This window comes from Mycobacterium sp. UM_11 (assembly GCF_001414075.1).
Taxonomy (GTDB): Bacteria; Actinomycetota; Actinomycetes; order Mycobacteriales; family Mycobacteriaceae; genus Mycobacterium.
The window spans coordinates 1-12,873 of sequence record NZ_LATC01000036.1 but is presented as its reverse complement, the minus strand read 5'-3'; the positions used below and the strand labels follow the sequence as shown (position 1 = coordinate 12,873).

Annotated in this window: 17 protein-coding genes; 10 read left to right on the top strand and 7 right to left on the bottom strand. The window is 69.5% G+C overall.

Annotated elements, in window-relative coordinates:
• Positions 1-64: 64 nt before the first annotated feature.
• The gene (locus WU80_RS11585) at positions 65-874 is read right to left on the bottom strand and encodes an enoyl-CoA hydratase (RefSeq protein ID WP_055398870.1); all 810 of its coding nucleotides are present in this window, start codon (positions 872-874) and stop codon (positions 65-67) included.
• 88 nt (positions 875-962) lie between these two features.
• Between WU80_RS11585 and WU80_RS11580 the strand changes: the two genes are divergently transcribed.
• Positions 963-2,048 carry a CaiB/BaiF CoA-transferase family protein gene (locus tag WU80_RS11580; protein WP_055398955.1) on the top strand — a complete coding sequence of 362 codons (1,086 nt, stop codon included), beginning with the start codon at positions 963-965 and terminating at the stop codon, positions 2,046-2,048.
• Positions 2,049-2,091: 43 nt separating this feature from the next.
• Positions 2,092-2,844 carry a 3-hydroxyacyl-CoA dehydrogenase gene (locus WU80_RS11575; RefSeq protein ID WP_055398868.1) on the top strand — a complete coding sequence of 251 codons (753 nt, stop codon included), beginning with the start codon at positions 2,092-2,094 and terminating at the stop codon, positions 2,842-2,844.
• A 131-nt stretch (positions 2,845-2,975) separates the two neighbouring features.
• Here WU80_RS11575 and WU80_RS26545 read toward each other — a convergent pair whose 3' ends face one another.
• The gene (locus WU80_RS26545) at positions 2,976-3,098 is read right to left on the bottom strand and encodes a hypothetical protein (protein WP_003878506.1); all 123 of its coding nucleotides are present in this window, start codon (positions 3,096-3,098) and stop codon (positions 2,976-2,978) included.
• Positions 3,099-3,409: 311 nt separating this feature from the next.
• On the opposite strand from WU80_RS26545, the gene WU80_RS11570 reads away from it, so the two are divergent.
• Together WU80_RS11570 and WU80_RS11565 are read left to right on the top strand one after the other, a co-directional pair.
• Positions 3,410-5,728, top strand: coding sequence for an MMPL family transporter (locus tag WU80_RS11570; RefSeq protein WP_055398866.1), 2,319 nt, complete (start codon positions 3,410-3,412; stop codon positions 5,726-5,728).
• A 73-nt stretch (positions 5,729-5,801) separates the two neighbouring features.
• Positions 5,802-6,431, top strand: coding sequence for a bifunctional 2-polyprenyl-6-hydroxyphenol methylase/3-demethylubiquinol 3-O-methyltransferase UbiG (locus WU80_RS11565; protein WP_055398864.1), 630 nt, complete (start codon positions 5,802-5,804; stop codon positions 6,429-6,431).
• A 12-nt stretch (positions 6,432-6,443) separates the two neighbouring features.
• Here the strand turns inward: WU80_RS11565 and WU80_RS11560 are convergent, their stop codons facing one another.
• The gene (locus WU80_RS11560; RefSeq protein WP_055398862.1) at positions 6,444-7,157 is read right to left on the bottom strand and encodes an NAD-dependent deacylase; all 714 of its coding nucleotides are present in this window, start codon (positions 7,155-7,157) and stop codon (positions 6,444-6,446) included.
• Between the two features lie 37 nt (positions 7,158-7,194).
• On the opposite strand from WU80_RS11560, the gene WU80_RS11555 reads away from it, so the two are divergent.
• On the top strand, positions 7,195-7,560 hold the full coding sequence (locus tag WU80_RS11555) for a GntR family transcriptional regulator (protein WP_055398860.1): 366 nt from the start codon (positions 7,195-7,197) through the stop codon (positions 7,558-7,560).
• A gap of 18 nt (positions 7,561-7,578) precedes the next feature.
• Here WU80_RS11555 and WU80_RS11550 read toward each other — a convergent pair whose 3' ends face one another.
• Positions 7,579-8,094: a DUF1697 domain-containing protein gene (locus WU80_RS11550; RefSeq protein ID WP_055398859.1), complete on the bottom strand. Its 516-nt coding sequence runs from the start codon at positions 8,092-8,094 to the stop codon at positions 7,579-7,581.
• A gap of 32 nt (positions 8,095-8,126) precedes the next feature.
• On the opposite strand from WU80_RS11550, the gene WU80_RS11545 reads away from it, so the two are divergent.
• Both WU80_RS11545 and WU80_RS11540 read left to right on the top strand, forming a co-directional pair.
• A complete protein-coding gene (locus tag WU80_RS11545) occupies positions 8,127-8,570 on the top strand; it encodes a PPOX class F420-dependent oxidoreductase (protein WP_055398857.1) in 444 nt (147 codons plus the stop codon).
• Between the two features lie 37 nt (positions 8,571-8,607).
• Positions 8,608-8,796 carry a DUF5302 domain-containing protein gene (locus tag WU80_RS11540; RefSeq protein WP_055398855.1) on the top strand — a complete coding sequence of 63 codons (189 nt, stop codon included), beginning with the start codon at positions 8,608-8,610 and terminating at the stop codon, positions 8,794-8,796.
• 33 nt (positions 8,797-8,829) lie between these two features.
• Here the strand turns inward: WU80_RS11540 and WU80_RS11535 are convergent, their stop codons facing one another.
• Complete coding sequence (locus WU80_RS11535) at positions 8,830-9,363, bottom strand: nuclear transport factor 2 family protein (protein ID WP_055398953.1); 534 nt, start codon at positions 9,361-9,363, stop codon at positions 8,830-8,832.
• Positions 9,364-9,445: 82 nt separating this feature from the next.
• Here WU80_RS11535 and WU80_RS11530 point away from each other — a divergent pair, with 82 nt between their 5' ends.
• Complete coding sequence (locus WU80_RS11530) at positions 9,446-10,033, top strand: HhH-GPD-type base excision DNA repair protein (protein WP_055398853.1); 588 nt, start codon at positions 9,446-9,448, stop codon at positions 10,031-10,033.
• Positions 10,030-10,176, top strand: a complete 147-nt coding sequence (locus WU80_RS25395; RefSeq protein WP_067277197.1) for a DUF1059 domain-containing protein — start codon at positions 10,030-10,032, stop codon at positions 10,174-10,176. Before WU80_RS11530 ends, WU80_RS25395 begins: the two co-directional genes overlap by 4 nt.
• A 61-nt stretch (positions 10,177-10,237) precedes the next feature.
• On the opposite strand, the gene WU80_RS11525 is transcribed toward WU80_RS25395, so the two are convergent.
• Positions 10,238-11,353 carry a hypothetical protein gene (locus WU80_RS11525; RefSeq protein WP_055398951.1) on the bottom strand — a complete coding sequence of 372 codons (1,116 nt, stop codon included), beginning with the start codon at positions 11,351-11,353 and terminating at the stop codon, positions 10,238-10,240.
• Between the two features lie 50 nt (positions 11,354-11,403).
• Positions 11,404-12,066 carry a hypothetical protein gene (locus tag WU80_RS11520; protein ID WP_055398851.1) on the bottom strand — a complete coding sequence of 221 codons (663 nt, stop codon included), beginning with the start codon at positions 12,064-12,066 and terminating at the stop codon, positions 11,404-11,406.
• A 158-nt stretch (positions 12,067-12,224) separates the two neighbouring features.
• Here WU80_RS11520 and WU80_RS11515 point away from each other — a divergent pair.
• The coding region (locus WU80_RS11515) for a glycosyltransferase 87 family protein (RefSeq protein WP_156371789.1) at positions 12,225-12,873 on the top strand (649 nt) is incomplete at its 3' end.

Genomic DNA, 12,873 nt, shown 5'->3' with positions numbered 1-12,873 from the left:
CCAATTATTCGGACCCGACGACGGGGAGGATTACCGGCCTGGGCCACCCTCAAGCGTGCCGGCCTCAGCGGTCGGTGAACTCCGGCGCGCGCCGCTGCTGGAAAGCGGTTGCGCCCTCGATGAAATCGGGCGATCGAAGCAGCACGGCCTGCCCCTCGTATTCGCGTTGCAAGGCAGGATCGAGCTGGGGGAGCGTGGCCGCGTTGATGGCCAGCTTGGTCTTGCCGAACGCCACGGCGGGGCCGGTCAGCAGCCTCGCGATCACCTTGTCCACCTCGGCGTCGAATTCGTCGGCCGGGTAGACCGCGCTCACCAGCCCCCAGGACAGCGCTTCGGCGGCCGGCAGGCGTTCGGGCAGCAGTGCCATGCGCATCGCCCGGATGCGGCCGACCGCGGCGGCGACCAGCGCGGACGCGCCACCGTCGGGCATCAGGCCGATCTTGGTGAAGGCGAGCATGAAAAACGCGCTCTCCGAGGCCAATACGACGTCGCACGCTAGCGCCAGGGAAACACCGACGCCGGCCGCCGGGCCCTGAACCACGGCCACCACCGGGTGCGGCACCGACGCGATCGCGCGGATCAGCCGGTTGATCTCGAGGACGATCTCGTCCGGCGGGATGCCGGCGCCGGAGACGTCGTCGGCGCCGATGCCCGCGCCGGAACAGAAGCCGCGGCCCGCGCCGCCGAGGCGCACCAGCTTCACCTCGGGATCGGTGGCGGCGCGTTCCATCGCGTCGGCGATGCCGGTAATCACCGGCACGGTCAGCGAATTGAGGCTGTCGGGCCGGTCGATGGTCACCGACAGCACGCCGTCGGACAGCGTGACGGAAAGGCCCGCGACGGGAGCGAGGGTGTCGATTGCGGATTGCGGCATGGGCTCACCCTAAGTGAGGCCGATCCGGGGCGGCTGCGAAGATGCCAACTACAACGGGCGTCAGGGCAGACGAAAGGTCGGTGCAATCGTGGCTGGACCGCTGAAGGGACTTCGGGTCGTCGAGTTGGCCGGCATCGGGCCGGGCCCGCACGCGGCGATGATCCTGGGGGACCTGGGAGCCGACGTGGTGCGCATCGATCGGCCATCCACGGGACCGGGCGGGGCCGCCAAGGACGCCATGCTGCGCAACCGGCGTGTCGTCACGGTCGACCTCAAGTCCGACGAGGGGCGCGCCACCGTGCTCAGGCTCGTCGCCAAAGCCGACGTGTTGATCGAGGGCTTCCGGCCCGGCGTCACCGAGCGGCTCGGCCTCGGCCCGGAGCAGTGCGCCGAAGTCAACGAGCGGCTGATCTACGCCCGGATGACCGGCTGGGGGCAGACCGGACCCCGCAGCCAGCAGGCGGGCCACGACATCAACTACATCTCGCTCAACGGGATCCTGCACGCCATCGGCCGGGCGAACGAGCGCCCGGTTCCGCCGTTGAACCTCGTCGGTGACTTCGGCGGCGGCTCGATGTTCCTGCTCGTCGGGATCCTGTCCGCGCTGTGGGAGCGGCAGAACTCCGGCAAGGGTCAGGTGATCGACGCCGCCATGGTCGACGGCTCCAGCGTGCTGATCCAGATGATGTGGGCCATGCGGGGGCTGGGCATGTGGACCGACGTGCGCGGCACCAACATGCTCGACGGCGGCGCCCCCTATTACGACACCTACGAGTGCGCCGACGGGCGTTACGTCGCCGTCGGCGCCATCGAGCCGCAGTTCTACGCGGCCATGCTGGCCGGCCTGGGCTTGGAGGCGGCGAACCTGCCGCCGCAGAACGACGTCACCCGCTGGCCCGAGTTGCGCGGGGCGCTGACGGCGGCCTTCGCCGCGCACGACCGCGACCACTGGGCCAAGGTGTTCGCGGATTCCGACGCCTGCGTGACCCCGGTGCTGGCGTTCGGCGAGGTGCACACCGAGCCGCACATCACCGAGCGCAAGACGTTCTACGACGCCGACGGCGGCCTGCAGCCGCTGCCCGCCCCGCGGTTCTCCCGCACCACGCCCGACGTGCCGCGCCCGCCGGCGGCGCCGCTGCCCGACGCCGAGGCCGTGCTGAACGACTGGGTATAGTCGCCAACCAACTGGTTGGCTGGAATCCCGAGAAAGGACTCGCATGGAAATCAAGGACGCCGTCGCCGTCGTCACCGGGGGCGCCTCGGGCCTGGGCCTGGCCACCACCAAGCGGCTGCTGGACGCAGGCGCGCAGGTCGTGGTCATCGACCTGCGGGGCGAGGAGGCGGTCCAAGAGCTCGGCGAGCGCGCCCGGTTCGTCGAGGCCGACGTGACCGACGAGGCCGCCGTCGGCGAGGCGCTGGACACCGCCGAGTCGCTGGGCCCGCTGCGCATCAACGTCAACTGCGCGGGCATCGGCAACGCCATCAAGACGCTGTCCAAGGACGGGCCGTTCCCGCTGAACGGGTTCAAGAAGGTGATCGAGGTCAACCTGATCGGCACGTTCAACGTGCTGCGGCTGGCGGCCGAGCGCATCGCGAAGACCGAACCGATCGGCGAGGAGCGCGGCGTCATCATCAACACCGCCTCGGTCGCCGCGTTCGAGGGCCAGATCGGCCAGGCCGCCTACTCGGCGTCCAAGGGCGGCGTCGTCGGCATGACGCTTCCCATCGCGCGCGACCTGTCGCGGGAGCTGATCCGCGTGGTGACGATCGCGCCCGGCTTGTTCAAGACCCCGCTGCTGGGATCGCTGCCCGAGGAGGCGCAGGCCTCGCTCGGCAAGCAGGTGCCGCACCCGGCCCGGCTGGGTGATCCCGACGAGTACGGCGCGCTCGCCGTGCACATCATCGAAAACCCGATGCTCAACGGCGAAGTGATCCGCCTCGACGGCGCGATCCGCATGGCGCCGCGCTGAGACCCGCAGACACGAAAGCCCCCGCGACTAGCGGGGGGCTTTCGTAGCAGAGAGAAAACTTATTTACGGAACCATCGACTGACGGCGGGTTCGGCCATCAGCAGGCGTGCGAGCATGCTCATGGTCGTACCTCAGCTCGCCGCTTGCAGTTCGTCGAACTGCTCGGAGGTCTCGCCTTCCACCAGCACGTCGCCGTGGTAGAGGGCTTCGAAGTCAACCTTGATGACGTCGGCACTTGTGTCGTCGATCCACATGACACTGAGCGTATGGGCCACCATTAAGGAATCTTTGAGTCACGATTCGGAAAATGGTGGCAATTTACCGGCGGGTAGGTTGTACACCGTCGAGCGCGGCATTTAGCCCCTTGACCTGCTTAGTTGCCGCACAATTTTCTGGCCGGACTCTTAGCGTCGCAGCGGTTTAGAACGTCGCGATTGAACCCCGCGGCCGCCGCCTTCCGTGTTTAAGAACGACGCTGTTTGACTCGTGAAAACTAGCGTTTGTTACGTTGTCGCAGGTACGCCAGCGCCAGGTGCGATCGGCACCGGCGGCGGAAGGGCTGAAAATGCTGCAGGGGATCGCCCGAATGGCCATCGCGGCGCCGCGCCGCATCATCGCCTTGGGTGTCCTCGTCTTCATCGCCGCCGCCGTGTTCGGCATCCCCGTCGCCAAGAGCTTGTCCCCCGGCGGGTTCCAGGACCCCGATTCGGAGTCCGCCCGCGCGATCGGTGTGCTGAGCGACAAGTTCGGCCAGAGCGGTCAGCAGCTGCTGATCCTGGTGACGGCCCCCGGGGGCACCGACAGCGCACAGGCCCGCGACGTCGGCACCGACCTGGTGCACCAGTTGCAGGCGTCGCCGCTGGTATACAACGTGACGTCGCCGTGGACGGTCCCGCCGCAAGCGGCGGCCGACCTGGTCAGCCGCGACGGCAAGTCGGGCCTGCTGATCGTCAACCTCAAGGGCGGCGAAAACTACGCCCAGAGCAACGCCCAGACGCTGGCGGACCAATACATCCACGACCGGGACGGCGTCACCGTGCGCGCCGGCGGCGCCGCGATGCAGTACGCCCAGATCAACACGCAGAACCAGGCCGACCTGCTGGTGATGGAGATGATCGCGCTTCCGCTGAGCTTCCTGATCCTGATCTGGGTCTTCGGCGGGCTGCTGGCGGCGGCGCTGCCGATGGCGCTGGGCGCCCTGGCGGTCGTCGGCTCGATGACCGTGCTGCGGCTGATCACGTTCACCACCGAGGTGTCGATCTTCGCGCTCAACCTGAGCACCGCGTTGGGCCTGGCGCTTGCCATCGACTACACCCTGCTGATCGTCAGCCGCTACCGCGACGAGCTGGCCGAGGGCAGCGACCGGGACGAGGCGCTGATCCGGACCATGGCCACCTCCGGGCGCACGGTGTTGTTCTCCGCGGTCACCGTGGCGCTGTCCATGTCGGCGACCGTGGCGTTCCCGATGTACTTCCTCAAGTCGTTCGCCTACGCCGGGGTGGCGACCGTGGCCTTCGTCGCGACGGCCTCGATCGTGATAACCCCGGCCGCCATCGTGCTGCTGGGCCCGCGGTTGGACGCACTGGACGTGCGCCGGCTGATGCGCCGGGTGTTCCGGCGTCCGGAGCCGGTGCACAAGCCGGTCGAGCAGCTGTTCTGGTACCGGTCGACCAAGTTGGTGATGCGCCGCTGGGCCCCGATCGGCCTCACCGTCGTCGCGCTGCTGCTGCTGCTCGGGTCGCCGTTCATGGGGGTGAAGTGGGGCTTCCCGGACGACCGGGTGCTGCCACGTTCGGCGTCGTCCCATCAAGTCGGCGACCGACTGCGCAACGACTTCGCGCACGACTCCGCGACGGCCGTGCCGATCGTCGTCCCCGACGCGCGCGGCCTGGACCCGGCCGACCTCGACTCCTACGCCGCCGCCTTGTCGCGGGTGCCCGACGTGTCGGCGGTGTCGGCCCCCGGCGGGACGTTCGTCGCCGGCAACCGGACGGCACCCCCGGCCGGGGCCACCTGGCTGGCCGACGGCAGCGCCTTCCTTACCGTCAGCAGCACGGCCCCGCTCTTCTCCCCGGCGAACGAGGCGCAACTCAAGCGGCTGCACGAGGTGCCCGGGCCGGCGGGCCGATCCGTGATGATGGGCGGGGTCGCCCAGGTCAACCGCGACAGCGTCGACGCCGTCACCGACATCCTGCCGCTGGTCCTCGGGCTGATGGCCGCGGTCACCTTCGTGTTGCTGTTCCTGCTCACCGGCAGCGTGCTGCTGCCGGCCAAGGCGCTCGCCTGCAACTTCCTGTCGCTGACCGCCGCGTTCGGCGCGCTGGTGTGGATCTTCCAGGACGGGCACCTCGGCGCGCTCGGAACCACACCGAGCGGGACGCTGGTCAACAACATGCCGGTGCTGCTGTTCTGCATCGCGTTCGGGCTGTCGATGGACTACGAGGTGTTCCTGCTCTCGCGGATCCGCGAGTACTGGCTCGCGTCCGGGGCCGCCCGGCCGGCACGGCCGAGCGCGAAGGAGGCGCACGCCGCCAACGACGAGAGCGTCGCGCTCGGCGTCGCCCGCACCGGGCGGGTGATCACGGCGGCCGCGTTGGTGATGTCGATGTCCTTCGCCGCGCTGATCGCCGCCCACGTGTCGTTCATGCGGATGTTCGGCCTCGGCCTGGTGCTCGCCGTCTTCGCCGACGCCACGCTGGTGCGGATGGTCGTGGTGCCGGCGTTCATGCACGTGATGGGCCGGTGGAACTGGTGGGCGCCCAAGCCACTGGCGTGGCTGCACGATCGGTTCGGCATCAGCGAGTCAGGGGCGGCCGCCGACCACGTCGAGCCGGCCCAGCTCGACGCGGGCCCGGTCGCCGAACCCGTGCCCAACGTCGGTTGAGGCGGCGGTCGGTCCGTCGCACCTATCCTTTGGCCAGAGTCGGATTTGGCCACGAGTCGGAAGGTTGGCTTCTATGACAACGGCGGTGGACAACCCGTTCTTCGCGCGCATCTGGCCCGTCGTCGCCACCCACGAAACCGACGCGATCCGGGCCCTGCGGCGGGAGAATCTGGCCGGGCTGTCGGGGCGGGTGCTGGAAGTCGGCGCGGGGATCGGGACGAACTTTCCCCACTACCCGGAGTCGGTACGCGAGGTGGTCGCGGTGGAGCCCGAGCCGCGGTTGGTGGCCCAGGCCCGGGCCGCGGCCGACGTGGTGCCCGTGCGCGTCGTGGTGACGGACCAGACGGCCGAAGGGGTCAGCGGCGACGAGCCGTTCGACGCGGTGGTGTGCTCACTGGTGTTGTGCTCCGTGCGCGACCCGGACGACGTGCTGCGCCGCCTGTACGCGTTGCTGCGGCCGGGCGGGGAGCTGCGCTACCTCGAGCACGTGGCGAGCGCCGGCGCCCGCGGCCGCCTGCAGCGGTTCGCGGACGCGACGTTGTGGCCCAGGTTGTTCGGCAACTGCCACACCCACCGAGACACCGAGCGCGCGATCGTCGAGGCCGGCTTCGAGGTCAACGTTTCCCGGCGCGAGCTCACGTTGCCGCCGTGGGCGCCGTTGCCGGTGTCGGAACTCCTGCTGGGCCGCGCCCGCAAGCCGTAGTTCGCGCCGGGACTATCCCAGCAGGGCGGGCAGCCGCTGCAGCAATCCGGGCAGCGCCTGGCCGGCGGTCTCGCGGATGCTGATCGTCGCGTTTCTGGACAGCGGCGTGACCTCGGGGTTGACCTCGATGACGGCCGTGCCGCGGGCCAGGGCCAGCTCGGCCAGCCCGGCCGCCGGGTAGACGATGGCCGAGGTTCCGACGACCACCATCACGTCGGCGGCCTCGGTCGCCTCGACGGCGCGCTGCCATGGCCCCTCGGGCAGCGGCTCACCGAACCACACGATGTCCGGCCGGATCAGGCCGCCGCAGTGGCAGACCGGCGGCTCCACTTCCAGCGTCGGCTCGGGCATCTTGGGTAGGGCGCCGGTGTAAGGCATATTGCAACGGTCGCAACGGAATTCGAACAGGCTGCCGTGCAGGTGGTGAACCGGCATGCTCCCGGCGCGCTCGTGCAGGTCGTCGACGTTCTGGGTGATGACGCTGACCTCGGCGCCGTCCTGCCAGGCGGCGATGGCGCGGTGCCCCGTGTTGGGCGCAACGTCGGCCACCAGGTAGTGACGCCACAGATACCAGCCCCAGACCCGTTCGGGATTGGCGCGCCAACCTTGCGTGCTGGACAGCTCGTAGGGGTCGAAGCGGGCCCACAGCCCGTTCTTGTCGTCGCGGAACGTCGGCACCCCGCTCTCCGCGGAGATCCCCGCGCCGCTCAGCACCGCTACTCGCATCCCCCAAAGATAGCCGTGCGTGGGACATACTGAAGACGTGGAGCTGCGGGATTTGCTGAAGGTCGACGTGAAGGCGGGCAAGCCGCTGTTCGACCAGCTCAGGACCCAAGTCATCGACGGCGTCCGCGCCGGCGCGCTGCCGCCCGGGACCCGGCTTCCGACCGTGCGCGACCTGGCCGGCCAGCTGGGGGTCGCCGCGAACACCGTCGCCCGGGCCTACCGGGAACTGGAGTCGGCGGCGATCGTCGAAACACGGGGGCGCTTCGGCACCTTCATTTCGCGCTTCGACCCGACGGACGCGGCGATGGCCGCGGCCGCCAAGGAGTACGTCGAGGTGGCCCGGGCGCTGGGGCTGACCAAGTCCGACGCGATGCGCTACCTCACCAACGTGCCGGAAGACTGAGCCGAAACCGGCTGATACTCAACGCAATACCTTCGCCAGGGTGCGCAGGTTGCGCGTCGTCGTCGAGGACTTGTAGCGCGGCTTGCCCATGGTCTTGCCGATCGTGCTGTCCAGGGTGGCGCCCTTACGGACCTGCCAATAGACGACGCGGTCGCCCCGGGCGATCTTCTCGTCGTCGGCCGCGCCCAGCCCGGCGAGCTCGTCGAGCACCGCCGGTTCGGCGACGAAGGTGACGTAGGACTGATAGCCGTCGACCTCGGGCTCGAACGGGTAGGCGTTCACGATGGCCCGCACCGCTTCGAGGTCGTAGACCAGCACCCACGCGTCGTAGCCGAACCTTTCGCGCAGCGCGGCCTCGGCCTTCTTGCGCACCGACGCCGCCCGCGCGGACGACTCCAGCAGGACGTTTCCGGTGGCCAGGATGGTGCGCACATCGGCGAATCCGGCGTCGGTCAACGCGCTCGCGACCTCGGCCATCTTGAGGTTGACCCCGCCGACGTTGACGCCGCGCAGGAACGCCGCATATTTGGTCATGCCCCGATTTCACCACGACGTAGGCTCTCCCCATGGGACGCCAAGTCTTCGACGACAAGCTGTTGGCCGTGATCAGTGGCAACTCCCTCGGGGTGCTGGCCACCATCAAACGCGACGGGCGGCCCCAACTGTCGAATGTCAGCTACCACTTCGACCCGCGTGACCTGGCGGTGCGGGTGTCCATCACCGAGCCGCGGGCCAAGACCCGCAACCTGCGCCGCGATCCGCGGGCGTCGATCCTGGTGGACGCCGACGACGGGTGGTCGTACGCGGTGGCCGAGGGCACGGCGATACTGACGCCGCCGGCGGCCGCCCCCGGCGACGACACGGTCGAAGCGCTGATTGCGTTGTACCGCAACATCGCCGGCGAACACCCCGACTGGGACGAATACCGCCAGGCGATGGTCACCGATCGGCGGGTGTTGCTGACCCTGCCGATCGCGCACGTGTACGGCATGCCGCCCGGCGTGCGGTAGCCGCCCCTTTTCGACGGTCCCGGGCTAGGCTTCCGGTATGGCTGAATCGAAGTCGCCCGACGCGCCGGCATCGGACGACGACACCAAGCGCAAGTTCCGTGAGGCCCTCGACCGCAAGATGGCCAAGTCGTCGGGCGGGTCCGACCACAAGAACAGTGGCGACAAGCAGTCGCGGGCGCACGGCCCGGTGGAGAACCGCCGCGAATTCCGCCGCAAGAGCGGGTGATCGACGCGCGTCATGCGTTGCGCGGCAACGGCTTCAGCCTTTCGGCGGGGTGAATAGGCCGACCGAAGGGTCGTCTTGGCCGGGTCTGCCGCGCAGGCTTCCCCGGGTGCTGGGGTGTCCGAAGTTCACTTGGGACGGGTCGTTCTGGTATGCCCAGTCCGCCACGATGGTGCGGCGACGGAACTTCCAGCGGCCGTCGTGTTTGGTGTACTCGTCCAGGTAGCGGCCGCCGATGAGGACGTCCAGGTCGTGGTCCGGCCCGGCGAAGGTGTGGAACACCAGGCAGTAGATCTCGCCGCGGGCCTCCTCGCCGTCGATCGCGAAGTTCGTCGTGGTGATGTTGTGTTGGGAGACACGCACATACGGTTCGGCGGCGCGCAGCTGGGCGATGAACTCTTCGACGCCGCCCGTCGAGAACGAGCCGTGCGCGTCGGTCGCGTCGGGGTGATACAGGGCCCGTAACGCCTCATAGTCGGCACGGTCGACGGCCCGGCAGTAAGCGGTGACGAGCGCGTGCAGTTCGTCGCGGGCCAGCATCAGTGCCAATCGGGCCTCGTCCACCACCAGGTCACGATAACCCCGGTGGTCATCTGATTGGCGCGCAGTAGTCTGTTCCAAAGGTGCTGCACGGAAGGGTTGATCGTTGACGGTGAAACTGTGGCTCGCTCAAGATCCCGAGGCCGACGAGCTGCTGGACGAGAATCCGCTGGCCCTGCTCATCGGGATGGTTCTGGATCAGCAGGTGCCCTTCGAGACGGCCTTCGCGGGTCCGAAGAAGATCGCCGACCGGATGGGCGCCTTCGGTGCTCATGAGATCGCCGAATACGACCCCGACAAATTCGCCGCGCTGTGCTCGGAAAGGCCTGCGATACACCGCTTTCCGGGATCCATGGCCAAACGCATCCAGGCTCTGGCCCAGATCATCGTGGACTCCTACGACGGCGATGCCGCCGGCTTGTGGAAGCACGGCGACCCCGACGGCGCGGAGCTGCTGCGGCGAATCAAAGGGCTGCCCGGTTTCGGCGAGGTCAAGGCGCAGATCTTCCTGGCGTTGCTGGGCAAGCAGTACGGCGTCAACGTCAAGGGCTGGCGCGCGGCGGCCGGGCAGTTCGGCAAGGCCGGCACGCACATCTCCGTCGCCGACATCGTCGACGCGCAATCGATGGCCGAAGTGCGTTCCTACAAGAAGCAGATGAAGGCAGCAGCCAAGGGTGAGAAGGGAAGGGCGGCAACGTGAAGACACACCTGACGTGTCCGTGCGGGGAAGCCATCGTCGGCAAGGACGAGGACGAGTTGGTCGAGCTGACCCAGGCGCACCTGGCCAGCGATCATCCGGGTCTCGAGTACGACCGCGACGCGATCCTGTTCATGGCCTACTAGCCGCCCGAACAAAGCGAGCGCGCGTGCCCCCCGAAGGGACACGCGCGCCCGGGGTCTGGCCCTACGGCACCACCGTGGAGCCGATCGTGGGCATGAACTGACACTGCTTTTCCTTGGTGGTGACCTGCCCGAAAATGGTCGACATGATGCTGCCCGACCCGGTGTCGGCGATCGCGGTCAGCGTCGTCGGCCCGTCGGCGTTGATGTCGGTGCGCGGCTTGAGCGCCACCGTGCCCGACTTGCCCGTGGTCAGGTTCACCCACGTGACGTTCAGCGGCAGCTTCTGCACCTCGGCGGGGCCGGGGGTGCCGACGGCGGTGAACACGTAGGCGGTCTGGCCGGGGCCCGGCCCGGGGGTCGGGATCTTCGCCGGCCCCGCCACCGACAACGCGGTGGCGATGGCGCTGGTGCCGTCCGCCAGGCAGTTGGTGCCGATCGAGGGGTACATGAAGTCCTGCGTGGGTGGGGCGTCAGGGCCGAAACCCGGAGCCGCCGCCGGGGCGGGTGCGGCGTCGGGCGCCGGTGCGGCAGCGGCCGGTGCGGCCGCCGGTGCGGCCGCCGGTGCGGCAGCGGCCGGCGTGGGCGGCAACGGCGCGGGCGCCGCGACGGGTGCGACCGTGCCGGGCGCCGGTGCCGACGGGGCCGGCGGAGCGGCGACCGGTCCGGGACCCGCCGCGTGTGCGGGGTCGATGCCGGCCGGAAGGTGGGCCTGCGGCGCGGCCGGTGTGGCCGCGACCGGCCCCGGGCCCGCCGCGTGCGCGGGGTCGATGCCGGTAGGCAGGTGTGACTGGGCGCCGGGTTCGACGCCCGCGGCGGGGACGTGCGGAACGGGCGCACCGTCGGGAAGCGCCGTGCCGGGATCGGCCGGCGTGCCCGGCATCGCCAGGAACTGGTTCACCGACTGGGCAACGTTCCGGGACTCGCCGGGCGCGCCCTGGTTGTGGCTGAAGGCCTGCGCTGCGGCCATGAGCAGCTGCGTCGCCTGCCCGGGGTTGGTGGCGGCCTGCTGAATGATCGGGCTCAGCTGCGACAGCGCCGGCAGGCCCGGGAGTTCTTGAGTCGAGTTCGGTTGCGGTGCCGCCGGGTCGGCCGCCGCGTTCGGGCAGAGCCCGAACGCGGCAGCCGATGCCGTGACGACAGCGGCCAAACCTTTGGACAGATTCCAAGTGGTTGCCACGGTGTGTCCTCCGGTCATTAGGGGGTTGGCGTTGCTGTCTGGCTAATTACTCAGGGCAGGCCGGCGAGCAGCGGAGCCACCGGGTTGGCCCCGGTCGCCGGTGCGGCCGGTGCGGCCGGCGCCGCGGGAGCCCCGGCCAGCGCCGTCAGATCCTGCGGGAGGGTCATCTGCGCGGGCACGCTGACCGGCAGATTGGGCAGGAACGCCGGCATGTCGACCTTCGCCTGAGGAAGCTGCGGGGTCGGCGGGGTGGCGGGGGCGGTCGGCGTCGACAGCCCCGGGATGGCCGGAAGTCCGGGAATGGACGACGTGGCCGGGGCGGCCGGCGCCGCGGGCGCCGGCTGGGTCAGGCCGGGGATCAACCCCTGCAGGCCCTGGGCCGTCGTCGGTGCGGACGGCGTCGGCGCCTGCGCCAGACCGGGGATGGAGGGCACGGTCGCCGAAGTCGCCGGTGACGTGGCGGCCGCCGACGGAACACCCGGGAAGGTGATGCCGGGAGCGGCCGGCGCGGCCGGCGGGGTGGCGCCGAGGGCGGTGGCGAGGTTCTGCAGGATTTGGGGTGCGTTGGCCGCCGAACTGATCAGCTGCTGCGGAATGTTCGGGATAGGCGGAGCCGGCACGGGGTCGGCGTGGGCGATACCGCCCGTCAGTAGTGCCGCGGACGAACCGACTACGACGGCCGCTGCACGCAAGTAAGTCCAGATGGTTGGCATGACTCTCCCTGGTTGTGGATTACGGGTCCAGGGCCGAAGTTACGTTGATACAGATGGGACTCAAGTGACACGTGTGGCATTTATTTGATCGTTATTGATACGAGTGATGGCGGTGACCGAACGCCCGGCGACCGGGCCCGCGGGGATGTGCGGGTCGGTTGGCCCGGATCGCTAAAGTCGGGCGGATAGACACCACCTCGGCCGCCCCGGCGGCATCCCCGCGCCGGCGGTTCGCGAGCCTGCTTCGGGCCGCGGCGCCCGCGCTGCTGGTCGCGAGCGTGGCCGCCCGGTTCGCCTGGACGTATCTGGCGCCGCACGGCGCGAACTTCGTCGACCTGCACGTCTACCTCGGCGGTGCCGCCGCAATCGACCACCCCGGCACGCTTTACAGCTACGTGTACGCGGATCAGACGCCCGACTTCCCGCTGCCATTCACTTACCCGCCCTTCGCGGCGGTCGTGTTCTACCCGCTGACCCGGCTGCCGTTCGGCCTGGTCGCCTTCGCGTGGCAGATCGCGACGATGGCCGCGCTGTACGGTGCGATCCGGATCAGCCAGCGCTTGATCGGCGATGCGGGCGGCGCCGAGGGCCGCCGCCTGGCCATGCTGTGGACCGCCGTCACCATCTGGATCGAGCCGCTGCGCAGCACGTTCGACTACGGGCAGGTCAACGTGTTGCTGATGCTGGCCGTGCTGTGGGCGGTATGGACTTCGAGGTGGTGGTTGTCCGGTCTACTCGTCGGCGTGGCGGCCGGAATCAAGCTGACGCCAGCGATCGCGGGCGTCTACCTCTGTCTCTTATACACAT

What these genes read in the sequence shown, in the direction of transcription:
- WU80_RS11585 (WP_055398870.1), bottom strand. Translation starts at nt 874, where the DNA reads ATGCCGCAATCCGCAATCGACACCCTCGCTCCCGTCGCGGGCCTTTCC.
- WU80_RS11575 (WP_055398868.1), top strand. Translation starts at nt 2,092, where the DNA reads ATGGAAATCAAGGACGCCGTCGCCGTCGTCACCGGGGGCGCCTCGGGC.
- WU80_RS26545 (WP_003878506.1), bottom strand. Translation starts at nt 3,098, where the DNA reads ATGTGGATCGACGACACAAGTGCCGACGTCATCAAGGTTGACTTCGAA.
- WU80_RS11570 (WP_055398866.1), top strand. Translation starts at nt 3,410, where the DNA reads ATGCTGCAGGGGATCGCCCGAATGGCCATCGCGGCGCCGCGCCGCATC.
- WU80_RS11565 (WP_055398864.1), top strand. Translation starts at nt 5,802, where the DNA reads ATGACAACGGCGGTGGACAACCCGTTCTTCGCGCGCATCTGGCCCGTC.
- WU80_RS11560 (WP_055398862.1), bottom strand. Translation starts at nt 7,157, where the DNA reads ATGCGAGTAGCGGTGCTGAGCGGCGCGGGGATCTCCGCGGAGAGCGGG.
- WU80_RS11550 (WP_055398859.1), bottom strand. Translation starts at nt 8,094, where the DNA reads ATGACCAAATATGCGGCGTTCCTGCGCGGCGTCAACGTCGGCGGGGTC.
- WU80_RS11545 (WP_055398857.1), top strand. Translation starts at nt 8,127, where the DNA reads ATGGGACGCCAAGTCTTCGACGACAAGCTGTTGGCCGTGATCAGTGGC.
- WU80_RS11540 (WP_055398855.1), top strand. Translation starts at nt 8,608, where the DNA reads ATGGCTGAATCGAAGTCGCCCGACGCGCCGGCATCGGACGACGACACC.
- WU80_RS11520 (WP_055398851.1), bottom strand. Translation starts at nt 12,066, where the DNA reads ATGCCAACCATCTGGACTTACTTGCGTGCAGCGGCCGTCGTAGTCGGT.